The 22,447-nt window shown below is 54.6% G+C and carries 16 protein-coding genes and 2 tRNA genes; 7 read left to right on the top strand and 11 right to left on the bottom strand.

All coding sequences use genetic code 11. From position 1 onward, the window contains the following. Positions 1 to 329 precede the first annotated feature (329 nt). The 4 genes from CMO10_RS01750 to CMO10_RS01735 form a co-directional block, all read right to left on the bottom strand. Positions 330 to 2,780, bottom strand: coding sequence for a DNA translocase FtsK (locus CMO10_RS01750; protein ID WP_297018603.1), 2,451 nt, complete (start codon positions 2,778 to 2,780; stop codon positions 330 to 332). A gap of 54 nt (positions 2,781 to 2,834) precedes the next feature. Next, a complete protein-coding gene (locus CMO10_RS01745; RefSeq protein WP_297018602.1) occupies positions 2,835 to 4,025 on the bottom strand; it encodes an aminotransferase class I/II-fold pyridoxal phosphate-dependent enzyme in 1,191 nt (396 codons plus the stop codon). A 277-nt stretch (positions 4,026 to 4,302) separates the two neighbouring features. Next, entirely contained in the window at positions 4,303 to 5,631 is a 1,329-nt protein-coding gene (gene amt / locus CMO10_RS01740; protein WP_297018601.1) for an ammonium transporter, read from the bottom strand. Positions 5,632 to 5,654: 23 nt separating this feature from the next. Then, positions 5,655 to 5,993, bottom strand: a complete 339-nt coding sequence (locus CMO10_RS01735; RefSeq protein WP_007088725.1) for a P-II family nitrogen regulator — start codon at positions 5,991 to 5,993, stop codon at positions 5,655 to 5,657. A 575-nt stretch (positions 5,994 to 6,568) separates the two neighbouring features. Between CMO10_RS01735 and ubiH the strand changes: the two genes are divergently transcribed. Together ubiH and CMO10_RS01725 are read left to right on the top strand one after the other, a co-directional pair. Further along, complete coding sequence (ubiH, locus tag CMO10_RS01730) at positions 6,569 to 7,792, top strand: 2-octaprenyl-6-methoxyphenyl hydroxylase (RefSeq protein ID WP_297018600.1); 1,224 nt, start codon at positions 6,569 to 6,571, stop codon at positions 7,790 to 7,792. Positions 7,793 to 7,991: 199 nt separating this feature from the next. Next, the gene (locus CMO10_RS01725) at positions 7,992 to 8,648 is read left to right on the top strand and encodes an OmpW/AlkL family protein (RefSeq protein WP_297018599.1); all 657 of its coding nucleotides are present in this window, start codon (positions 7,992 to 7,994) and stop codon (positions 8,646 to 8,648) included. A gap of 125 nt (positions 8,649 to 8,773) precedes the next feature. Here CMO10_RS01725 and CMO10_RS01720 read toward each other — a convergent pair whose 3' ends face one another. The 5 genes from CMO10_RS01720 to CMO10_RS01700 form a co-directional block, all read right to left on the bottom strand. Continuing rightward, the gene (locus tag CMO10_RS01720; protein WP_297018598.1) at positions 8,774 to 9,157 is read right to left on the bottom strand and encodes a gamma-butyrobetaine hydroxylase family protein; all 384 of its coding nucleotides are present in this window, start codon (positions 9,155 to 9,157) and stop codon (positions 8,774 to 8,776) included. Between the two features lie 18 nt (positions 9,158 to 9,175). Next, positions 9,176 to 9,364 carry a Trm112 family protein gene (locus tag CMO10_RS01715; RefSeq protein ID WP_167720321.1) on the bottom strand — a complete coding sequence of 63 codons (189 nt, stop codon included), beginning with the start codon at positions 9,362 to 9,364 and terminating at the stop codon, positions 9,176 to 9,178. 46 nt (positions 9,365 to 9,410) lie between these two features. Continuing rightward, complete coding sequence (locus tag CMO10_RS01710) at positions 9,411 to 10,100, bottom strand: LON peptidase substrate-binding domain-containing protein (protein WP_297018597.1); 690 nt, start codon at positions 10,098 to 10,100, stop codon at positions 9,411 to 9,413. After that, the gene (gene trxA / locus CMO10_RS01705; RefSeq protein WP_297018596.1) at positions 10,097 to 11,023 is read right to left on the bottom strand and encodes a thioredoxin; all 927 of its coding nucleotides are present in this window, start codon (positions 11,021 to 11,023) and stop codon (positions 10,097 to 10,099) included. Before trxA ends, CMO10_RS01710 begins: the two co-directional genes overlap by 4 nt. Positions 11,024 to 11,166: 143 nt before the next feature. After that, positions 11,167 to 11,676 (bottom strand): prolyl-tRNA synthetase associated domain-containing protein, encoded by a 510-nt coding sequence (locus CMO10_RS01700; protein ID WP_297018595.1) that lies wholly within the window; start codon positions 11,674 to 11,676, stop codon positions 11,167 to 11,169. Between the two features lie 218 nt (positions 11,677 to 11,894). Between CMO10_RS01700 and CMO10_RS01695 the strand changes: the two genes are divergently transcribed. The 4 genes from CMO10_RS01695 (at position 11,895) to CMO10_RS01680 (ending at position 15,211) form a co-directional block, all read left to right on the top strand. After that, positions 11,895 to 11,969: transfer RNA gene (locus tag CMO10_RS01695), tRNA-Gly, on the top strand. A gap of 37 nt (positions 11,970 to 12,006) precedes the next feature. Continuing rightward, a tRNA-Gly gene (locus CMO10_RS01690) sits at positions 12,007 to 12,081 on the top strand. Between the two features lie 270 nt (positions 12,082 to 12,351). After that, positions 12,352 to 14,514, top strand: a complete 2,163-nt coding sequence (locus CMO10_RS01685) for a putative bifunctional diguanylate cyclase/phosphodiesterase (protein ID WP_297018594.1) — start codon at positions 12,352 to 12,354, stop codon at positions 14,512 to 14,514. 49 nt (positions 14,515 to 14,563) lie between these two features. Then, positions 14,564 to 15,211, top strand: a complete 648-nt coding sequence (locus CMO10_RS01680) for a DUF488 domain-containing protein (protein ID WP_297018593.1) — start codon at positions 14,564 to 14,566, stop codon at positions 15,209 to 15,211. 15 nt (positions 15,212 to 15,226) lie between these two features. Here the strand turns inward: CMO10_RS01680 and fabI are convergent, their stop codons facing one another. Beyond that, the gene (fabI, locus tag CMO10_RS01675) at positions 15,227 to 15,985 is read right to left on the bottom strand and encodes an enoyl-ACP reductase FabI (protein WP_297018592.1); all 759 of its coding nucleotides are present in this window, start codon (positions 15,983 to 15,985) and stop codon (positions 15,227 to 15,229) included. A gap of 371 nt (positions 15,986 to 16,356) precedes the next feature. Between fabI and CMO10_RS01670 the strand changes: the two genes are divergently transcribed. Next, positions 16,357 to 21,192: an NAD-glutamate dehydrogenase gene (locus CMO10_RS01670; protein ID WP_297018591.1), complete on the top strand. Its 4,836-nt coding sequence runs from the start codon at positions 16,357 to 16,359 to the stop codon at positions 21,190 to 21,192. An 82-nt stretch (positions 21,193 to 21,274) separates the two neighbouring features. Here the strand turns inward: CMO10_RS01670 and CMO10_RS01665 are convergent, their stop codons facing one another. Further along, the gene (locus CMO10_RS01665; protein ID WP_297018590.1) at positions 21,275 to 21,910 is read right to left on the bottom strand and encodes a hypothetical protein; all 636 of its coding nucleotides are present in this window, start codon (positions 21,908 to 21,910) and stop codon (positions 21,275 to 21,277) included. Positions 21,911 to 22,447 lie beyond the last annotated feature (537 nt).

Here is a 22,447-nt window from a genome sequence, read left to right as displayed (position 1 = left end):
AAGAAAAACACGCTAAGTGTATGAAAATAAAACATCTATATATTGTAATCGGGTAAATTATGTTCTTTTGATTTAGTTGTAAATATTAAAAAGAACGCAATGTGCGTGTCTTGCTGGGGAATCGCGACCTGGCCCGAACGGGCTGGCCGGGTTTCAACCCCGGGTAAATGATCCTGTCCGCGCGGCAAGCAACCCAATTTTCACCTGGCGGTTCGAGTCGACTGCCAAACAATTTCATTTTTACCTTTGATGACAAAAGGCGGGCCACCATCGTGACCCGCCTTTATATATCTCTGGAATGACGCTCAGCCGATCAACTCAGCGATGGATCAGTACTTGTAGGGCGTACCATCCATGTTTTCCATCAGGACCTCGCGCTTGCCGACATGGTTGGCGGCCGAAACGACGCCGTTTTCTTCCATCTGTTCGATGATGCGCGCTGCGCGGTTGTAGCCGATGGAAAGCTTGCGCTGGATGAAGCTGGTTGATGCCTTCTTCTCGCGAAGCACGATGCCGACTGCCTGATTGTAAAGATCATCATCTGATCCTGCACCGCCGCCAGCACCAGCATTGCCGCCGCCCATATAGGCTGCAACCGGGTCTTCTTCAGGTTCTTCGGTAACGGTTTCAAGATAGGCCGGATCGCCCTGATCGCGCAGATGCTTGACGATGCTTTCGACTTCCTCGTCGGAAACAAACGGGCCGTGAACACGTTGCAAACGGCCACCCTGACCCATGTAAAGCATATCACCCTGACCCAGGAGCTGCTCCGCGCCCATTTCACCCAGAATGGTGCGTGAGTCGATCTTGGACGTCACGGAATAGGAAATACGTGTCGGGAAGTTGGCCTTGATCGTACCGGTAATAACGTCGACCGACGGACGCTGGGTCGCCATGATCAGGTGCAGGCCGGCCGCACGCGCCATCTGTGCCAGACGCTGGATGGAGGCCTCGACATCCTTGCCGGCAACCAACATCAGGTCGGCCATCTCGTCAACGATGATGACGATAAACGGCAGCGGCTCCATCGGCAGTTCCTGATCTTCAAAGATCGGTTTGCCGGTTTCCGGATCAAAGCCGGTCTGAACGCGTCGGGTCAGTTGCTCGCCCTTGGCAGCGGCTTCCTTGATGCGTTTGTTATAGCCCGCAATGTTACGAACCCCGACCTGGCTCATGGCGCGATACCGGTCTTCCATCTCGCGCACCGCCCATTTCAGGGCGACAACAGCCTTGTGCGGGTCGGTGACAACCGGGGTCAGCAGGTGCGGGATGCCATCATAGATCGACAGTTCAAGCATCTTGGGGTCGATCATGATGAAGCGGCATTCTTCGGGCTTCATTCGATACAGCAATGACAGGATCATCGCATTCACACCAACCGACTTACCCGAACCGGTAGTACCGGCAATCAGCAAGTGCGGCATTTTGGCAAGGTCGGCAATCACCGGGGTGCCGCCGATATCCTTGCCCAGGCTCATATTGAGCTTGCCGCTATTCTTTTCAAAATCACTCGATGCCAGAATTTCATGCAGATGCACGGTTTCACGCCGCACATTGGGAAGCTCGATCCCGATGACGTTACGCCCCGGCACCACGGCAACACGGGCAGCAATCGCACTCATGGAGCGCGCAATATCATCGGCAAGGCCAATGACGCGCGATGATTTGACGCCCGCAGCCGGCTCCAGCTCATAAAGTGTGACAACCGGGCCCGGACGGACCTGCACGATCTCGCCCTTGACGCCAAAGTCCTGAAGCACGGTTTCAAGCAGGCGGGCATTTTGCGCCAGTGCTTCCTGATCAATCGGGTTGGCATCGGCCGGATCGGCTTCCTGCAATAGATCAAGCGGCGGGAAGCGGTATTCTTCAGATCCCAGATCAAATGATGCCTGCCGTTGGGCTGCGGCCTTCTGGCTTGGTTGCAGCTTGGCTGCCGGGGCGGCAACGATATGTACCGGCGGTTCGTGATCGCCGTCATCATCGTCAAACCCGTCATCGTCATCGGCGGTGGTCGTCGGTTCGGACTTGCGGGTCGAAATCGCCGTGCCAAGCTTCGATTTGCCCTTGTCCATCGACGGTTCCTGACGCGAGCCGGGTGCACGTTTGGCAATCGGTTCGTCATTGCTGCCGGTCGGGATAATGGCGCGAATTCCCGAAATCACCTTGCCGCCCGCAAAGGAAAGCGCGGTGCCCAACCGTTCCCATTCCGACAGGGAATAGGCCATGCAAAAGATCGTCAGCGCCAGACCAAGCACCATGGATGCCAGCGCAATCAATGCCCGTGCACCGGGCACACCGATCATGGCAAAACCGGCCTGAAGCTTGCCCAGCAGCAAATCACCGGCAAAGCCGCCAAGTCCGACGGTGAGCGGCCAATGCATGCCCGGCTGAATGGCTGCGGCCGAGGTTGCCACCAGAAGCAGGGCCAGCGGCAGAACAAGGAAGCGCACCCACATCCAGCGGAACGGTTTCACCGCAATCAGGCGCAATCCCCAACCAACCAGCAAAACCGTAATCAGTGCAGACGCCAGACCAAGTGTACGCAGCATCACATCCGCGCCATAGGCACCAACAATGCCCAGCGGATTAAATACCGTCGTGCGGTCCGTGGCATGGTTAAAGGATGGGTCGCCCGGATGGAAGCCGATCAGCATGACGAACAGCGCCATGGCCAGCAATACCAGCCCAAGGCCGCAAAACCGCAAACCACTGCGCTTGAGCAGTGTTACGAGACTGCCGGGCATGAAAGCGGTTCCAAGAGTGTTTGACTGGCTGCTCATCTGGGTATCCGTTCTGGTTAAGTCCTGCTGTTCTGCCGGGGCGAGGTGCCGGGTTTAGCTTTCCAACGCCTTTGCGATGCGGGTCAGTCCTTCCCGCGTGGTTTCAAGATCATGGACAAGGGCAATGCGGATGAACTGTTTGCCCGGATTGTTGCCCTTGGCATCGGTCATCGAAAGATAGCTGCCCGGGATGACCTTGACCCCGGTTTCTTTCCAGATTTTCTGGGTAGCGGCTTCGTCATCGCCGACATCAAGCCACAGGAAAAATCCACCCGGCGGGCGATAAAAGCCGAACCGGTTGCCAAAGACTTCCTCGGCAATATCGATTTTGGCGCGATAGATGTCGCGATTGGCTTCAGCATGGGCATCATCGTTCCAAAGCGCTGTGGACGCCGCCATAACCGGCATTGGAATGGTGGCGGAGCAATAGCTGCGAAGTGCCGTGAAGCGTTTGATGATTTTTTCATCACCGGCAACGAAGCCCGATCTCAGGCCCGGCGCACTGGAACGTTTCGACAGGCTGTGGAACACAAGGATGTTGTCCATCTTGCCGCCCTGCGCCGCACAAATCTCAAGCGCCCCGGTCGGTGCGGTCCGGTCATAGATATCGGCGTAACATTCATCCATCGCCAGTACGAAGTCATGTTTGCGGGCCAGGGCAATGATCTGTTCAAGATAGTCCCGCGATGCAATCGCCCCTTGCGGATTGGCAGGCGAGCACAGGAAGAATAGGGCACAGGCATCAAGGTCCTTGGGATCAATCTGATCAAGATCGGGCAGGAAACCGTTTTCCGGGCCGGCGGCGAGCGGTACCATTTCGGCATCATTGAGAACGGCCGCCCCGCAATAGACCTGATAGAACGGGTTGGGCAGCAAGACCTTTGGTTTTGGTCCCGGCTGATCCTGTGGAATGACGGTGGTTGCGATCAGATAAAGCGCTTCGCGCGTGCCTGCGACCGGCAGGACGTGATCATCGCGATCAATCATGTCTGTCGGCAGGTTATAGCGGCGATCGAGCCAGTTCTTGATGGCCTCGCGCAGTTCGGGTGTACCGGCACCGGGCGGGTATTTGTGCCAAAGGCTGGCATATTTAACCATCGCCTCGGTGATCATGGCGGGCGGTTCATGCTGGGGTTCGCCGATCGACATGACAAGCGGCGGCTGGCCGGGTTCGATACCGTCCAGCAGGGTTGCCAATCGCGGAAACGGATAGGCAGGCAATTGATCCAGGCGCGCGTTAAACATGTTCGTCGTCATTCCAGCATGGTCTGTGGTCCGCGTTTCACGGCCCCGTTATTCAGAAGATGGGTAAAATCCCCTGACTTTACCCCTATGCCAAAAGTGCAAAGAAACATTTAAGAGCGGCGTGAAATCGGCTTTATACGGCGGCTGACAGGCTTGCGTGAAATAAGTGCAGCCCTTGGCTCCGCCATAAGAAAAGCCCGCCCGGGTTTCCCCGGACGGGCCTTTGATCTGATGGATTGGATCCCATGCGAACATGGGATCCGTCAGAAAGTCTCGCTTAGAAGCGCTGGGAACCCTTACCGAATTCCGGATAGGCTTCCATGCCAAGCTCGGTCGCGTCTGCACCGTTGGCTTCTTCTTCCTCGGAGAGGCGAATACCAACAGTGAACTTCAGAGCCAGCCAAACGATCGACGAAGCAACGATGGTGAAGGCACCCATTGCAACGATACCGGTGATCTGCGTACCGAAGGAAGCACCGTCATTGGTGAACGGAACAGCAAGCGTGCCCCAGATACCAGCAACAAGGTGAACCGAAACAGCACCGACAACGTCGTCGATTTTGAGTTTGTCGAGCAGCGGAACCGCGATGACAACCAGAAGGCCACCGATTGCACCGATGATGATCGCCGAACCAATGGTCGGGGTGTCCGGAGCAGCAGTGATCGAGACCAGACCAGCCAGTGCACCGTTAAGTGCCATGGTGAGGTCGACCTTTTTGTAAAGGATCTGGGTCAGGAGCATTGCGGCAACTACACCACCAGCAGCAGCCATCGTGGTGTTGCCATAGATGTTGGCAATCGCGATGACGTCAGCGCCGGTGCCCATAGCAAGCTGGGAACCACCGTTGAAGCCGAACCAGCCGAGCCACAGGATGAAGGTACCAAGCGTTGCAAGAGGAAGGTTCGAACCCGGCATCGGGTGAACGGAACCGTCTGCTCCGAATTTGCCTTTACGTGCACCAAGGATGATCGCACCAGTCAGAGCAGCCCAGCCGCCGACGGAGTGAACAATGGTGGAACCGGCAAAGTCAGAGAAGCCCATCTCTGCGGGCCAGCCGCCGCCCCAGGTCCATGCACCGGTGATCGGATACAGAACGCCAGTCAGAACAACGACGAAGATCAGGAACGGCCACAGTTTGATACGCTCGGCAACAGTACCGGAAACGATCGAAGCTGCGGTAGCAACGAAGACCATCTGGAAGAACCAGTCGGACGTTGCGGAATAACCGCCAGAGAAATCGCCACCAAGTGCGGCGGAGTCATCTGCGCTCCACAGGCTCAGCGAGCCAATCCAGCCAGATACATCCATGTACATCAGGTTGTAACCGATGAGGTAATACATGATGCCCGCGATTGCGAACAGGCTGATGTTTTTCAGCAGAATGGTGGTTACGTTTTTGGTACGAACCAGGCCGCTTTCAAGCATCGCAAAGCCAGCAGCCATGAACATGACGATTGCGCCACTGAACAGGAAGCTGAAGCTGTTGAGAATAAACTGGGTTTCAGCCGGAACGCCTGCGTCCTGTGCAAAAGCCGGAGAAGCGATTGCCAGAAGGGCGGTAGCTGCCGCAGCAGCAAGGCCGGTTTTCTTCATGGAAATAGTCATAATGTCTCCCCTTGTCTCTGGACTTACAGGGCGTCGTCGCCGGTTTCACCAGTGCGGATACGGACCGCCTGGCTTACATCAAGAACGAAAATCTTACCGTCCCCGATTTTCCCGGTTTGAGCAGTTTTGGTGATAGCTTCGACAACCTGATCAACCAGATTATCCGTGATGGCGACTTCCAGCTTCACCTTCGGCAGGAAGCTGACCATGTATTCAGCACCACGATAAATTTCGGTCTGACCTTTCTGACGGCCAAAACCTTTAACTTCAGTGACCGTCAAACCCTGAACGCCCAAAGCGCTGAGCGCTTCGCGGACTTCGTCCAGTTTGAACGGCTTAATGACAGCAGTAACAAGTTTCATAATATTGCGACCTCCCGGCATATCCGTTGAGTACCAACGTGGTAATCACGATTTCGCAGTCCCCCGTTCCAAACCAAGAATCGTGCCAGACTCAAAATTAATTTCATAAATATCTGTTTTTGCTAGATAAAATTATGAATCTCCTTGCCGGGATTGTGACTTTTCTCTGTCATCTCCGGATTAAAAACTGCACAAAATCTGTGGCTGTTCAAAAAATATGCATATTTTTTAATCAACCTGCTGCGGAATCGAAAAGCGCTTGCAGCTCAAGGCTCTGTAGCGGCTCGTATCTTGGTCGGTATCGCGGTATCGCAACCAAGGGGTGATGACTTCTCTGGGTGTGATTGTGGTTCGGATCGGCTTAGCTCAGCCCGGTTTCAATAGTGTTTTGGGTGTGGCGGGCCGGATAACGGCCTTCGGATGATCGGTGCGGGTTGTGGCTGCGTATCGGGCAGGGTAAAGATGTGCAAACAACGCTTTCACGGCACCCTATTGCGTCAGGTCAACGCGGGATGTCGATCTGCACGGTAAACCGGCATCACAGGCCGAGGCCAAACGACACAGGAAATTGCGACATGCATGATCAGCCGGCACTTCATACCGATGTCATCATTCTTGGGGGTGGGCTGAACGGCGCCTCGATGGCTTTGGCTTTGGCCCATGGTGGTATCAAGTCGGTGGTGATTGATTATGCAGACCCCAAAACCATCCTGACCGCCAATTATGACGGTCGCACCTGTGCGATTGCGGCTGCCTCCAAGTCGGTGCTTGAGGTCATTGGAGCCTGGGACAAGATGGCGGACGGCGCGGAACCGATCCTCGATATCCGGATTGCCGACGGTCAAAGCCCGCTATTCCTGCATTATGATCATCATGACGTTGGTGACGAGCCGCTCGGCTATATCGTCGAAAACCTTGTGACACGCAGTGCGCTTTATCGTGCCATCGAAAAAAGCGATCTGGTCAAGATGATTGCACCGGCAAAGGTCGAAACCATTGCCCGCGATCAGGGGGGCATGACCATAACGCTCGCCGACGGGCAGTCCATCCGAGCTCCCCTTGCCATCGGTGCAGAAGGACGCAAATCCATGCTGCGCGAATGGGCCGGGATCAAGACCTATAACTGGAGCTACAAGCAAAGTGCGGTTGTCTGCACGGTTAAGCACAAGGTTCCGCACAATGGTCTGGCGGTCGAACACTTCCTGCCGGCAGGTCCGTTCGCGATCTTGCCGATGACCGATAACCGCTGCTCGATCGTCTGGACCGAGGGGACTGAGCAGGCCAACTATCTGGTCAATCTGGATGACCAGACCTTTCTTGATGAATTGCACCGCCGCTTTGACGGCTATCTGGGCGATCTTGAAGTGATTGGTCCGCGTTTCTGCTACCCGCTTGGACTGCAGCATGCCTATCACTATACGCAGGATCGTCTTGCACTCATTGGGGATGCAGCACATGGCATGCACCCGATTGCAGGCCAGGGTCTGAATATGGGGATCCGCGATGTGGCGGTTCTCGCCGAAATTCTGGTCAATGCCCGCCGCCTCGGCCGCGATATCGGCAGTGCCGATGTTCTGGCCGAGTACGAACAGTGGCGCCGCTTTGATAATACAGTGATGTTGGCGGTAACTGATATCACGACTCGTTTGTTCTCGAACGACATTGCTCCGATCCGCTGGGCGCGTGATCTTGGGCTTGCCATTGTCGAGAAAATCCCGCCACTGAAAAAGACTTTCATGTCTCATGCCATGGGCTATGCGGGCACTTTGCCAAAGCTCATGCAGGGAAAGTCGCTCTAACGGTTTGATTTCGCGAAGAAAAACGCCCAGCATTTTGCGACTTTTTCGTTAGAAAAATTGCAATAAGTGATCGATGGTCACTTATAATCGTTCAAAACTCTGTCGTTTTTTGTTTCGACTTCTTGATTTGTGTCAACAAGTCAGCAAACAGAAAAGCGCAATGTCCCTCCCAGTTAATCAAACTAACAGGGGACAGATAATGTCATTCAAATCCAAACTTCTTGGCACCGCGTTGTTGGGTGGCATGATGGCCGCTTCGCTCGTTGCAGCCAATCCGGCTTCCGCACAGACCGCCGAATTCAAAACCAAACAGGCCGGTGACTTCGTCATCCGTGCACGTGGTATCGCGATGGTTCCGGATGAGGACACCTACGACGATACAATTGGTACCGGCGAAGGTAAGCTGAACAACGATGTTGTTCCTGAGGTGGATTTCTCCTACTTCGTTACCGATAACATCGCACTCGAACTGATTGCGGCAACCACCCAGCACGATCTGGATTGGTCGAACCCGAGCCTTGATGCCGGTTCCGTGCGTCTACTGCCGCCGACCTTGACCCTGCAGTATCACTTCATGCCGGAAAGCCGTTGGAGCCCGTATGTCGGTGCAGGTATCAACTACACCTTCTTCTATGACTCCAAGCCGGGCCAGTTCGGTTCCGTCAAATATGACGATGGTTTTGGCTATGCTTTCCAAGCCGGTTTTGACTACGCGATTTCTGGTCCGTGGTCGGTCAACCTTGATGTCAAAAAGATCTTCCTCGATACCGACGTCAATATCGACAACGGTTCCAACACATCCAAAGCGCACCTTGATCCGTGGGTCTTCGGTGTTGGTGTAGGTTACCGATTCTAAGAAGCGCGTCTGCGAGGTGCTTGCTTCGCTCAGACAGTTAAAAAACGGTCCTGTCTTTGGCAGGGCCGTTTTTGCTTCTAGGTGTGTGATGTGAAGGTTAGAGAGCGCTGGAAAGACCGGGTCGACTAGCGCGAAGGATCGCGTGATAGGCCGCGTGCTTCAAGCGCTGCGAGATAGTCTTTCCACAGCTTGTCCTGATTGTCGTGCATCTCGCGAAGATATTGCCAGCTGAACAGACCGCTATCATGCAGGTCATCAAAGCTGATCCGAACGGCATAATTTCCCACCGGCGCGATATCAATGACGCCGACATGCCGGCGACCAGAGATAATCTTCTTTTCCGAGGGGTGATGCCCCTGAACTTCGGCTGACGGGCTTTCGACCCGTAGCAGTTCAGCGCTCAGATACGTCTTAGCGCCATCATCCCAGATGATTTCCAGAATGCGGTCATCGCGCAGATAATTGATTTCGACCGGGCTGAATGCTGGGGTAAAGCCGTCATTGGACATTTAGGGTATGTCCTTGCCTTAATCTTCGATGGCGCGGGCTTCGTCGGGGAGCATGATCGGAATGCCGTCGCGGATCGGGTATGCAAGGCCGGCCTTCGGGCTGATCAGCTCGTTATTTTCACGATCATATTCCAGCGCCTGCTTGGTGACCGGACAGACAAGTATTTCAAGAAGTTTCGGGTCTACCGGGCTTGGGGTCGCGGTCATGAATTCAGCCTTCAAATTGGGTATGCCGTAGCAATGGCATCTATGTTCAGTTGGTGTTGCTATACGATTGCTTGGGATCTGCGTGCACTGCCATCTCAAGCAAGGTCGTCAGCATATCGCCGCGATCATACAGGGTTGTGCATTCGAGCAAAGCCTGTTTTTCAAGCGGACTAAGCCGACAGCCCATCGAAATGGTCGTGATCAGCATTTCATCATCGCTATCAGCCAGCGTATCCCAGCAAGACCGAAGTGAATGTTGCGCAAAATAGGCCTCAAGTGCGATACGCAGCCGGTCACGATTGATCGACATATCCTCACCCGGCAGTGCGAGATCATCCTGCCACGGCGCAAAATCGCCACGCACAGTGCGATAGCCGCGACCGTTTTCGGGCAATTCCTCAAGGACGGTAAAACGACACACACCGGTCAGCGTGATCAAAAAACGCCCATCGTCGGTTTCGCTAAAGGCGGTAATGCGGCCCGCACATCCTGTTGAAAAGATCTCCGGATTGTCCGGGTTCATGAAATAGGCATCGCGTTGATTAGGGCGGGGCTGGATCATGCCAATCATCCGGTCCTGACCAAGTGCATCGCTGACCATATTCATGTATCGCGGCTCAAAGATATTGAGCGGCAAATGCCCGCGCGGCAGCAACAGTGCACCGCTTAACGGGAATACCGGCATGGTTTCCGGGAGATCCGATAGTTCAGGATCAAAGGGGCCGCATATGCTCATGAAAATAGTACCGTTGATAAGGCACGGCGTCCGGCGACGCTGGCGGGATCCATCGGGCCCCAGGCTTCAAAAAACTTCAGGAGCTGGGTACGTCCTGCATCTTCATTCCATTCGCGGTTGGTGCGAATGATGGTGATCATGGCATTCACCGCCTCATCACGCTTGTTCGCGGCAAAGCACGCCATGCCGTAATCATATTGCGCCTGCGGGTCGTTCGGGTTGGCTTCGGCTTTGGCGCGCGCCGCATCAAGGTCTTCCCCTGACACACCGGTTTCGGCCAGTTCAAGCGCGCTGATGGCGGCCGCAATTGGCGCCTTCATGCGATCAAGATCGGACATGTTGTCAACAAAGTGGCGGGCTTCTTCAACTTCGCCCATGCCGACCATGCAACGTATCATCCCGCCAATGGCAATTTCATTTTCCTGTTCGCGTTCAAGTACGCTGACATAAAATCCGTGTGCCGTTTCAAAGTCGTCTTCCGCAAGTGCGGCACTTGCTTGTTCAAGCAGCATCTCGATCGGGCTTTCAATCGGGCCGCCGGCAAGCTTTTCATAAAAGGCGCGCACTTCGCTTTCCGGCTGCGCACCCTGAAAACCATCGACCGGGCGGCCGCCCTTGAAGGCATAAACCGTCGGAACCGACTGAATGCGCAGCTGCATCGCCAATTCCTGGTTTTCGTCGATATTGACTTTGACCAGCTTCACGCGTCCACCAGCCTCACGTGTGACCTTTTCGATCACCGGAGTCAGGTTTTTGCACGGACCGCACCAGGGCGCCCAGAAATCGACAACAACCGGCACTTCCATGGACGGTTCAATGACGTCCTGAACGAAAGTTTCAACAGTGCTGTCCTTGATCAGGTCGGAATCCTGATTTTGGCTGGTGGCGCTATCTGGCGCATTTGCGTCAAGAATGATCGACATTATTGTTCACTCACTAATTCTGAATTCTAGATGATACCGCCATGCCCGGACGACAAGAGGCATCCATATGATATTGCGTGTCACCTATACTTAAATATAAGCGAATTTAAGGACTTACTCAGGTGTCCAGGGTTCATTTATCGTTATTCGGCGGCGGGTTCGGCATCAAAATCAATAATCATCGCCTCATATCCAAGCGAGCCGATGAAGGTTAACAGATCTGCCGAGGAAATTGTCGTGGTTCGGTCATTTCGCAAGGGGTGAAAATTCAACACATCCCCGTTGGCAAGCTTGGCATCAAGCGCCAGTTTGACCTTGCGATCCTGATCATTAAGCAAGGCAAAGGGTGTCACCGAGCCCGGCTTGATGCCCAGCGTTTCGATCAGAAGCTCTGGCTTGCCAAAGGACAGGCGCGCGCATCCCAACCGCTTATGCAGGTGGTTCATGCGGATTTCGGTCTCTTCCTCGGCAACGACCAGCCACAACTCACCCTTCTTGTCTTTGACAAACAGGTTCTTGGAATGCAGTCCCGGCAGGTCCCCGCGCAGCTTTTGCGAATCCTCGACCGTAAACAGCGGTTCGTGCTCATGTGTTGTCGTTTCGATGCCCAATTTGGCCAGGTGATCGAAAAGCTGGGTTGATGGATCGCTCATGCTCTTTCCCTTGCGGCTGTGCGCCAAAAGATAACCAAGTTCAAAACCGGACGCAAATTTGCGTAAACCGGGTCGGATTTCGACAATTGAAGCCCTTAAAGTCAAGGAAAACCGCCAAAATTCCCGATGTTACGTTTTCATGGAAAAAAGGGTTGCAATCGCTCTTTGTTGGGCTATTATCCGCGCCGCTCCACAGGGGCAGAAACAATCTGATGAACGCGGGCGTAGCTCAGGGGTAGAGCATAACCTTGCCAAGGTTAGGGTCGAGAGTTCGAATCTCTTCGCCCGCTCCATCAGACCGGTTTCATAGATCATCGCTTTCATGATGATGCGGGCGTAGCTCAGGGGTAGAGCATAACCTTGCCAAGGTTAGGGTCGAGAGTTCGAATCTCTTCGCCCGCTCCATGATGAAAGTTCTAAAAAGGCCGTCCTTCGGGGCGGTCTTTTTCGTTTCGAGTCGTCTTTTGGGCGTGTGAAATAAATCCGTCGATTTATCCGGTACCAAGCCCAATTTCTAACGTTCGGCTATTGAAAAATCATCTATCTCGGCAAACCTTACAGGTTAATGTATGCTATCCAAAAGTGGTGGTTCTAAGGGGCGTATGCTCTGCAAAGGGATGATGGGTGCCAAACTCCGGGTTTTTCTCACATAAAAACTTTCTGCTGACGCGGACCTTGCCGGTCGCGATTGCGGTGCTGTTGCTCAATTTCGGGGGCTTCTGGTTGTTGTATTGGACGACGCAAGAAGCCGACAACGTTGCCTATGAGCGCCAGAAATACATGTTTGAACGCGTTATAGGTGACATGCTTGATCAGGTCGCCCATGAGCAGGAAAGTGTGACCATCTGGAACGACACGATCAACGCGGTGCGCAATGGTGATGAAGAATGGGTCGAGTGGAATCTTGGCATCTGGATGCAGGATTACTTCGGTCATGACGGGTTGTTCGTTCTTTCGCCTGACGATCAGCTGCTTCACGAATATGTCGAGGAAAAATCAAAGGACACTTTGTCTTTCGCCATCGTTGGACAAACGATTTTTGGCCTTGTGAAGTCCTTGCGTCGGAAGCTGCTTGATGAATGGGAACTCGACCTGAAAGCCTATCTGCAATCGCCAGGTGTCGGCGAAATGGCGGTTATCAATGGGCGTCCGGCCATCATCAGTGCCAAACCGATTGTTTCTGACGATGGCACGATTATCCAGACTCCTGGTAACGAGAATGTCTTTGTTGCCATTCGCTTTCTTGATGACGAGTTCCTAAGCGAGGTCGAACACAAGTTCCTGTTTGACCAGCTCCGTTTCTCGCGCATGAATGATCGCACCGGGCGCGAGCTTTCCAGTCGACTTGTGGACGCCAATAGCAACACCATCGGCTATTTCATCTGGGTGCCCTACCAGCCCGGAAGTCGCGTATTTTCCTTCCTCTCGCCGATGTTGATAGCGCTTGGTGCCGTCATTGCCATCCTTGTGGTTGTCTTCTCGCTGCAATTGCGCACCCGTTATCGCGAACAGCGACAGGCGGCAAGCAAGATGCTGTATATGGCCCGTCATGACTCCCTGACCGGCTTGCCAAACCGATCCTGTTTCAATGACCGTGTCGACCGCGAACTGGCAGACAAGAACCGCTCGCCATCGGGCGTGGCGCTGCTGTTTGTCGACATTGATCACTTCAAGCAGATCAACGACACCCTTGGTCATCAGTCCGGGGATAAGATGATCTGTGCCGTTGCCAAGCGCCTTGAGTCCTTGCTGCCCGATGATGAGCTGATTGCGCGCGTTGGTGGTGATGAATTTACCTTGCTGCTGGGACGGATTTCGTCAGCCTTAGATGCGGAAGCATTCTGTGAACGATTGTATCAGGCCTGCAATGAGCCGGTAGATATTGACGGGCGCAAAGTGCCCATCGCCATGAGCATCGGTTTTGCCTTTGATGATGAGGATGCGCTTGGCCGCGAGGAATTGATCCGCCGTGCTGATGTCGCGCTATACTGGGCCAAGAATAATGGCCGTAACCAGTTTGTGGCCTTTGATCCCGAAATGGATGCGCGAAACCGGGAAAAACGTCAGATCGAACATGATCTGCGTTTGGCACTCGATGCCGGTGCATCCCAGTTGTATCTTCATTTCCAGCCAGTCTACAGCCTGCCAGAGGAAACATTGCTGGGGGTAGAGGCCCTTGCACGCTGGGAGCATCCGGCACATGGCCTCATTCCCCCCGACAGGTTCATTCCTGTCGCTGAGGAAACCGGCATGATCCGCGAACTTGGTGCGTGGGCCTTGCAAACGGCATGTGAAGAGGCCGTTAAATGGCCAGAAATCTCTGTGTCTGTGAATGTCTCGGTACTGGAATTCGAAGACCCCGGATATACCGCACGTGTGAGCGACGTATTGCAGAAAACCGGCCTCGCTCCGTCACGCCTGATCATTGAGGTAACGGAAACGATCATTGCCACCGGCGAACGCAGCGACCGTGTCCTCGCCGAACTGACAGAGCTTGGTGTCATGGTCGCGATTGATGATTTTGGAACCGGCTTCTCGTCCCTTGGGCGGCTCAGGAGCATGGATGTCGATATCATCAAGATCGACAGGGTCTTCATCGAGCAGATCGACGTTTCTGTGCATGATCGCGAGCTCGTCCGTGCGGTAATCGATTTCGCGCATGTTGCTGGTTTGCAGGCAACCGCCGAAGGTGTCGAAACGACGGCACAGTTGGAATGCTTGCGCAAGATCGGCTGCGATAACGTGCAGGGCTATTACTATTCCCGTCCGGTCGGTGCGGACGCAATTGCGCAAATGGTAAAGCATCAGCCGATCTCATCACTCGAGGCGAGTGGATAAAACCGTTTGCAGGCTTGCCTTTGCTGTCTTTATCGGCTGTCTTGTCTTTATGACCAATCAGCAAACCGAAATGCCTGCCGTCCATACCGAAAACCGTGTGATCTACACCGTTGGCTATGCTGGCCATGATCGGGACAGTTTGCTTGCGCTGTTTCGGGCGCATGGCATTACGGCGGTGGCCGATATCCGCACTTTCAAGCGATCAAGCTACTGGACAGCGTTCGACGCTGACAGTTTCGGGCCGTTCCTGCGCGAAAACGGCATTGCCTATGTCTTTATGGGTGATGTGATGGGCGGCAAGCCGCAAATTCCTGAACTGTATCCTGATGGGCAACTTGATTATGGCCTTATGGCCGCACGGCCCGATTTCAAATCCGGGATCGAACGATTGGTCTCCGGCGCGAAGAAATACCGCATCTGCCTTATGTGCGCCGAAAAGGATCCACTGGATTGCCATCGCACGCTTCTGATCGCGCCCGCCCTGAAAGAAGCCGGTTTTGATCTGTGCCATCTGGTCGAAGGGCGGGTTGAAAGCCAGTCTGAAACCGATGCTAGGATGATTGCGATCAATGGCGGGGATGCGCCCGATCTGTTTGCCGCCGCTGAACCTGATCCGGATGCCGAGGCCAAACTGGCACTTGCACGTCAGATCAAGCGCGTCGCACCCAAGGCAGAAGACGCGATCAAGCGCCGCTAGCCGCGAACAGGCCAATCAGCCCATGATGTTATAACCACCATCAATATGTACCACGTCCCCGGTCAGTGATTTGGCGCGGTCACTGGCGAGAAAGGCTGCCAATTCACCAATTTCATCAATGGTCACCAGACGATGTGATGGTGCGCGTTCGGTTGCTTCATCCATCAGATACTGGAATTCGGCAATGCCGGAGGCCGCCCGGGTCAAAAGCGGCCCCGGTGAAATCGCATGGCAGCGAATGCCTTTGGGTCCAAGCTCGGCCGCCATATAGCGAGTCGTACTTTCAAGTGCTGCCTTGACCGGCCCCATGACGCCATAATGATCAATGACCCGTTCCGATCCCATATAGGTCACGGTCAAAAGCGTGCCGCCATCGCGCATCAATGGCTCTGCACGTTTGGCAAGCCGTGCAAAGGAATGGCACGAAATATCCATCGCTGCCATGAACCCGTCGCGAGAACAATCCACCACCCGTCCATGCAGGTCATCTGCCGGGGCAAAGGCGATGGAATGCAAAACGAAATCAAGCTTTCCCCACTTCTGTTCGATTTCGCCAAACAGCGCGTCTTCCTGCGATGCGTCACGCACATCAAGCGGGGCGAAGATCGCAGCGTCGATTTCCTCGGCCAGCGGTTTGACAAACCGCTTGGCCTTGTCGTTCAGATACGTCACCGCGATATCTGCGCCTTCGCGCTTGAAAACGCGCGCGCAGCCCCAGGCGATGGACAATTCATTGGCAATTCCGACGATCAGCCCTTTTTTGCCTTCAAGCATGCCGTGGTTCCTTCTCGGATCATGTGCGGGTGCGAAGAAATTCTCAAATCGGGGCGCATTTCAAAGTGTAACCGGTTTTGCATCGCAAAAAAGTGCAAAATTCTGTGACAATCGCTCCCTGCCGATGATCTTGCGGCCGCATGCTAGTCTGTTGGTTAAATGAATTTTTTTTGTGCAGAAGCATAGTTTTTAGGCAGATGATCCGTTATGTGTAGGCGTGAAGGGATGCTCGGGAGTTCCACGTGGGTTTATGGTGGAAAGCCCCAGTTTCCTTCCCAAATAAAGAGACAAAATCAGTGGTGTGTTGCACCGGTCGCAAAGATCGGTGTTTCGGTTCTGGCAAACAGAACCGGGAAAAAGGGAATTAGGTCATGAAAGCCCGAAACGGCGACCCAAAACGGGAAGTCATCGACAAGGTTGTCGAAAAAATCCATCAGCGAATGTCTGGCGAAATGGCGAAGGATGCAGAAGCATTCGTTCGCCTTTTTTATAAGGATGTTCCGCCTGACGACATGGCGGGTCGATCAGTCGACTCGCTTTATGGCGCGGCACTTACACTTTACAAATTCGCGCAAAAGCGCCCCTCGGCCGATACGGCGAAAATCCGGGTCTATAACCCCGATCTCGAAGAGCATGGCTGGACGTCCGATCACACGGTCATTGAAATCAACAATACCGATATGCCGTTCCTCGTGGACTCGGTCACGGCCGCCCTGCATGAACTTGATCTGACGGTTCATCTTGTTATCCACCCGATCATGCGCATCGCGCGTAATGACAAGGGTGAATTGCAACATGTCGCCGGTGTCGAGGAAACCGACGATCCGCGTGAATCGGTCATGCATGTCGAAATTGACGAGCAGACCGACAAAGAGGTCCTTGCCAAGGTCCATGACCGCCTTGAAAACAGCCTGACCGACGTCGCACTTGCCGTACGCGACTGGCAGCCGATGCTTAAAAAGGTCTCCGAGGTTCTTGATGAAATCGGCGAGTTCAAGGCGGCCGAGACCGACGAAGACCGCCGTGAAGTCCAGGATTTCCTGGGCTGGCTGCATAACGATCACTTCACCTTCCTCGGCTACCGCGAATACAGCTTCAAGCCGGGCGGCAAGAAGTCTGCTGTGGATGTCGAGGTCAAAAATCAGCTCGGCATTCTGTCACGCGAAGGCACGCACGTTTTTGATGAGCTGCGCCAGATTGGCAACCTGTCGGCCGAGGTGCAGGACTTTGTCACCAAGCCGAACCTGTTGATGGTCACCAAGGCCAACAAGCAATCCACCGTGCATCGCCCGGTGCATCTCGACACCATCGTCGTCAAACAGTTCGATGCCAAGGGCAAGGTCGTTGGCCAGCATCTGTTTGTCGGCCTGTTTACCTCGGTCGCTTATAACCTAAGCCCGCGTCTGATTCCGCTTCTGCGCATGAAGCTTGCCGAAACCGTCAAGCGCGCAGGATTCCCGCCGGCAAGTCACGATGGCAAGGCGCTGGTCAATATCCTTGAAACCTATCCGCGTGATGAACTGTTCCAGGTTGATCTGGATGATCTCTATCATACCTGCATGGGTATCCTGCATCTTCAGGAACGCCAGCGTATTGCGCTTTTCGTACGCCGTGACGCCTTTGAACGGTTTGTCTCCTGCCAGCTGTTCTGCCCCCGTGATCGTTTCACCACCAAGCTGCGCCTGAAGTTCCAGACGGTGATTGAGAACGCCTTTGATGGCAAGGTGACCGCTCATTACACCCTGATCGGGGATAGCCCGCTGGCACGCCTGCATTTGCTGGTTAAAACCAATCCGGGTGAACTGCCCGAATACAGTGTCGCCGATATCGAACGCCAGCTTGTCGAAGCTGCGCGTGACTGGTCCGATACCCTGCGTCAGGTGCTTGTGCGTGAACTGGGCGAGGAACGTGGCCTGGCCCTGCATCGTCGCTACGGCGAAAGCTTCTCTACCGATTATCGTGAACGCTTCACGGTCGAAAGTGCCGAACTTGATATCGAACGCATCGAAGAGGTCATCAAGGCCAATGACCTGCGGGTGAACCTTTATCGCCCGATCGAAGCTGCCGAAAACGAGCTGCGCTTCAAAATCTATAACCCGGGTGCCCCGGTGCCGCTGTCCGATGTCCTGCCCATGCTTGAAAACATGGGGCTTAAGGTCATCACCGAAAACCCGTTCACGGTCAGTCCGCGCGATGTTGATACCGACGTCCGCATTCATGATTTCGGGGTCGAGGTCGACGGCGAATTCAGCCTGCATGACGTGCGTAACAAGTTCCAGGAACTGTTTGTGCGCATGTGGCATGGCGAAGTTGAAAATGATGCCTTTAACCGCCTTGTTCTGCTGGGCAACCTGCATTGGCGCGAAGTCGTTATTCTGCGTGCCTACGCGCGCTATACCCGCCAGACCGGCTCTGCCTTCTCGCAGGCCTATATGGCAAAGACCCTTGCCAACAACCCGACACTGGCGTCCGCCCTTGTGTCGCTGTTTGTTGCCCGCTTTGACCCGGACCGCGATCCGGGATTGGCAGCCGAGGTCGAGGCGATTGAAGCTGACATCATCACCCGCCTTGAAGATGTGATGAACCCGGATGAAGACCGCATCTTGCGCGCCTTCCTCAATCTGGTTCAGGCGACCTTGCGCACCAACTTCTTCCAGTATGATGCAGACGGAAACCCGAAATCCTATCTGTCGGTCAAATTCAACTCGTCCATCATCGAAGATTTGCCGCTGCCGCGTCCGTGGCGTGAAATCTTTGTCTATTCCCCACGGGTTGAGGCCGTCCATCTGCGCGGTGGTCCGGTTGCCCGTGGCGGCATTCGCTGGTCTGACCGTCAGGAAGATTTCCGTACCGAAATCCTTGGTCTGGTCAAAGCCCAGATGGTCAAGAACGCGGTTATCGTTCCGGTCGGCTCCAAGGGTGGCTTTGTCGTCAAACGCCCGCCCGCCGATGGCTCGCGCGAAGCATTCCTTGAAGAAGGCATTGCCTGCTACAAAACACTCATGAGCGGGATGCTCGATATCACCGACAATATCGTTGCTGGTGAAATCGTTCCGCCTGAACGCGTGCGTCGTCTTGATGATGATGACCCCTATCTGGTCGTTGCGGCTGACAAGGGCACAGCGACCTTCTCGGACATCGCCAACGGTGTGGCGCGTGATTACGGCTTCTGGCTCGATGATGCCTTTGCCTCTGGCGGCTCGCAGGGCTACGACCACAAGAAAATGGGCATCACCGCCCGTGGTGCGTGGGAGTCGGTCAAACGTCACTTCCGCGAAATGGGCAAAAACATCCAGACCACGCCATTTACCGTGGCCGGTGTCGGGGATATGTCGGGCGATGTGTTTGGTAATGGCATGCTGCTGTCCGAGCAGATCAAGCTGGTTGCTGCCTTCAACCACATGCATATCTTTGTCGATCCCGACCCGGATCCGGCCAAAAGCTTTGCCGAACGCAAACGCCTGTTTGATATGCCGCGCTCAAGCTGGACCGATTATGACAAGAAAACCTTGTCCAAGGGCGGCGATATCTTTGACCGCAAGGCCAAGACCCTTGATCCCTCTGCCGAGGTCCGCAAACTTCTCGGGCTTGGCAGTGGCAAGGTCACTCCGGCCGATATGATGAAGGCCATCCTGAAATCCGAAGTCGAACTTCTGTGGTTTGGCGGGATCGGGACCTATATCAAATCCAGCCTAGAATCCAATGCCGATGCCGGCGACCGCGCCAATGATGCCATCCGCATCAATGGTCGCGAAGTCCGCGCCAAGGTCGTTGGCGAGGGCGCAAACCTTGGTGCGACCCAGCGTGGCCGTATCGAGTATGCCCATTCGGGTGGTCGCCTAAATACCGATGCGATCGATAACGCTGCCGGCGTGAACTGCTCGGATCACGAGGTCAATATCAAGATCCTCGTTGGCGAGGTGGTCGCGGCAGGCGACATGACCGAAAAGCAGCGTAACAAGCTTCTGGTCGACATGACCGACGAGGTCGGCGAACTGGTGCTGCGCGATAACTATCTGCAAAGCCAGGCGATCTCGAACTCGGATGCGGAAGGTGCCGATATCCTTGATGCACAGGTGCGTTTGATCCGCATGCTGGAACGCGAAGGGCGTCTGAACCGGGAAATCGAATATCTTCCCGATGACGAGGAACTTACCCGTCGCGCCAACGCGCATGAAGGCCTGACCCGTCCGGAAGTTTCGGTTTTGATGCCTTATGCGAAATTGTGGCTCTATGACGAAATTCTAGAGTCCGATTTGCCCGATGATCCGGTTCTGGTCGAAGAACTGGTGCGCTATTTCCCGACGCCGCTTCGCAAGAAATACGCAAATGCGATCTCGAACCACCGTCTGAGACGCGAAATCATCGCGACTGTGGCGACCAACAGTCTGGTCAACCGGGTTGGCGGCACCTTTGTCCATGACATGATGGAAGCTACCGGCATGTCGGCGGTTGATGTGTCGCGCGGCTATCTCATCACGCGCTCTGTCTTTGGTCTGCGGGAATTGTGGGACGGGATCGAGGCGCTTGATAATATCGTTCTGGCCAAACTCCAGACCAGCATGTTCCGCGAAATCAACCGCATGGTAAACGACGTCACCCAATGGTTCCTGCGCAATTGCGAGGATCTCAATGTCGGTGAAAAGATCGAAATATTCCGCCCGGCGGTGTCCAAGGTCATCGAAAGCTTCGAGGAAATCGTTCCCGAAGATGCCGCTGCCCGCAAGGCACTGGCAGACAAGGCCAAATCACTCGTCGCGCAAGGCGTGCACGAAGACATCGCTTGGCGGGTGGCATCGGCAACCCAGCTGGTGGCGATCTGTGACGTTGTCCGCATTGCCGAGGCAACCGGACGCGATGTTATTGAAGTATCTGCCACCTACTTTGCGGTCGGGGCACGCTTCCAGCTTGGCCTGATGCGCTCGGCCGCCGAGTCTATTGAAGCTGATACCCATTGGCAGAAACTGGCCCGTGCGGCTGTGATTGATGATCTGTTTGGCCATCAACGCGAACTGACCCGTTCTGTCCTTGCCGCGGGCAAGAAGGGCACGGCCGGTTCTGATCTGCTTGATATCTGGGTGCAGGATCGTCAGCGCGGCTGTGCGCGTTGTGATGATCTGATCAACGAACTGCGTTCTGCCGGTCAGATCGATCTTGCCATGATCACGGTGGCCAACCGACAGATCCGGGCTTTGACCGGGGCTTGATCAGGCTTTCGCATCCGGGGGTTTGCCGGGTGTGACACGCAAAAAGGGAAGGGCGCCATTTATTGGCGCCCTTCCTTTATTTCTAACGCTCGGCCGCGGCTACCGTGCGCCTCATTTCGAGATACAAGTCGTTATCAAGATTAAGGATCGGTCCCTGCCATGTGCCCGCTTCGGCCGGTGATGGTGCATCCCAGTCAATCTCGGGCGGGGGCGGCAGGTTGTCCGCCGATGGCCAGCGACTGCCGCCAAACAGTTCTTCGCGATAATCGGCAATCGTGCCAATGGTGCCGGCTTCACCCTCGGTCACGGTCAGGCGGTTGCCGTATTTGCGGCGCAGGTCGTTTTCGACAAATGCGTCAAGCTCATCACCCGTCAGGCCCAGCTTTTCGCCGTCATTTTTGGCCGAACGATATTCAAATGCGTAGTTCATATCGTTTGAAATGTTGGCATTATCGCGGCCAAACACGGCGGTCAATTTCCCATCAAGGTAATAGGCGCGTGTGACTTCGGTGTCGGCATGCTCATCGAGCCAATTTTTCAGATTGTTCTCGGCGGTTTTCTGGGTCTCGCTGAACGCGGTCTGGCGTTCCTGCCAAAGCGCTTTCCATTCATCGACGGAATAGGCATCACTGTATTCGCCTGTCCGGAAATCAATCAGACGCTGCGGTGTAATCATCCGCCCGCCAACCAGCGAATATTGTCCTTCAATATTAACCATGATGTTTCTCCTGCTGCTCCCATCCCTTGGGGGAATTATCCAAGCAATTGCAGGGCCATTTTGACGTGTAGGCGTGATTGCCCTTGATGCCTGCGGTGATTGGGCGGTCGGGCTGGATGCCGGAGCCGCAATGGTGCAGAAAATATAGCTATAACAGCGGGTTAATCGGCATAAACTTCCCACCCGTTAGGGCAGCGGGCTTATACCTTTGTGGAATGATCGGTCCAAAATTGCCCAGTATGCTCGCGCTGTGGGGAGGGGCCCGGTGTAAGGAGTCGGAAACCGGTGGCTTGGTTGGCTTTTCGGAAAAATTGGATCCAACATACCACTTTACTGGCAGGTATGAGGATTTCACACGGCTTGCGCTAAGTCACAGAAATCCGCGGGAATCCTGTCATTATGCTACCACATTCATATGACTTATTTACAATATTAGCCGGGTATTTCTTGAAAAATACCAACCGGTATGTATATCTGGCTTATACAAAAAGGACAGGTCAAGGTTATGAGGAACGCAGAAGAAACCCGGATCAAGCT

Source organism: Thalassospira sp. (assembly GCF_002709775.1).
Taxonomy (GTDB): domain Bacteria; phylum Pseudomonadota; class Alphaproteobacteria; order Rhodospirillales; family Thalassospiraceae; genus Thalassospira.
This window is presented reverse-complemented; position numbering and strand designations above follow the sequence as displayed.

Excerpts from the sequence above, each read along its gene's own strand:
- CMO10_RS01750 (WP_297018603.1), bottom strand. The coding sequence starts at position 2,780 with ATGAGCAGCCAGTCAAACACTCTTGGAACCGCTTTCATGCCCGGCAGT.
- CMO10_RS01745 (WP_297018602.1), bottom strand. The coding sequence starts at position 4,025 with ATGTTTAACGCGCGCCTGGATCAATTGCCTGCCTATCCGTTTCCGCGA.
- amt (WP_297018601.1), bottom strand. The coding sequence starts at position 5,631 with ATGACTATTTCCATGAAGAAAACCGGCCTTGCTGCTGCGGCAGCTACC.
- CMO10_RS01735 (WP_007088725.1), bottom strand. The coding sequence starts at position 5,993 with ATGAAACTTGTTACTGCTGTCATTAAGCCGTTCAAACTGGACGAAGTC.
- ubiH (WP_297018600.1), top strand. The coding sequence starts at position 6,569 with ATGCATGATCAGCCGGCACTTCATACCGATGTCATCATTCTTGGGGGT.
- CMO10_RS01725 (WP_297018599.1), top strand. The coding sequence starts at position 7,992 with ATGTCATTCAAATCCAAACTTCTTGGCACCGCGTTGTTGGGTGGCATG.
- CMO10_RS01720 (WP_297018598.1), bottom strand. The coding sequence starts at position 9,157 with ATGTCCAATGACGGCTTTACCCCAGCATTCAGCCCGGTCGAAATCAAT.
- CMO10_RS01715 (WP_167720321.1), bottom strand. The coding sequence starts at position 9,364 with ATGACCGCGACCCCAAGCCCGGTAGACCCGAAACTTCTTGAAATACTT.
- CMO10_RS01710 (WP_297018597.1), bottom strand. The coding sequence starts at position 10,100 with ATGAGCATATGCGGCCCCTTTGATCCTGAACTATCGGATCTCCCGGAA.
- trxA (WP_297018596.1), bottom strand. The coding sequence starts at position 11,023 with ATGTCGATCATTCTTGACGCAAATGCGCCAGATAGCGCCACCAGCCAA.
- CMO10_RS01700 (WP_297018595.1), bottom strand. The coding sequence starts at position 11,676 with ATGAGCGATCCATCAACCCAGCTTTTCGATCACCTGGCCAAATTGGGC.
- CMO10_RS01680 (WP_297018593.1), top strand. The coding sequence starts at position 14,564 with ATGACCAATCAGCAAACCGAAATGCCTGCCGTCCATACCGAAAACCGT.
- fabI (WP_297018592.1), bottom strand. The coding sequence starts at position 15,985 with ATGCTTGAAGGCAAAAAAGGGCTGATCGTCGGAATTGCCAATGAATTG.
- CMO10_RS01670 (WP_297018591.1), top strand. The coding sequence starts at position 16,357 with ATGAAAGCCCGAAACGGCGACCCAAAACGGGAAGTCATCGACAAGGTT.
- CMO10_RS01665 (WP_297018590.1), bottom strand. The coding sequence starts at position 21,910 with ATGGTTAATATTGAAGGACAATATTCGCTGGTTGGCGGGCGGATGATT.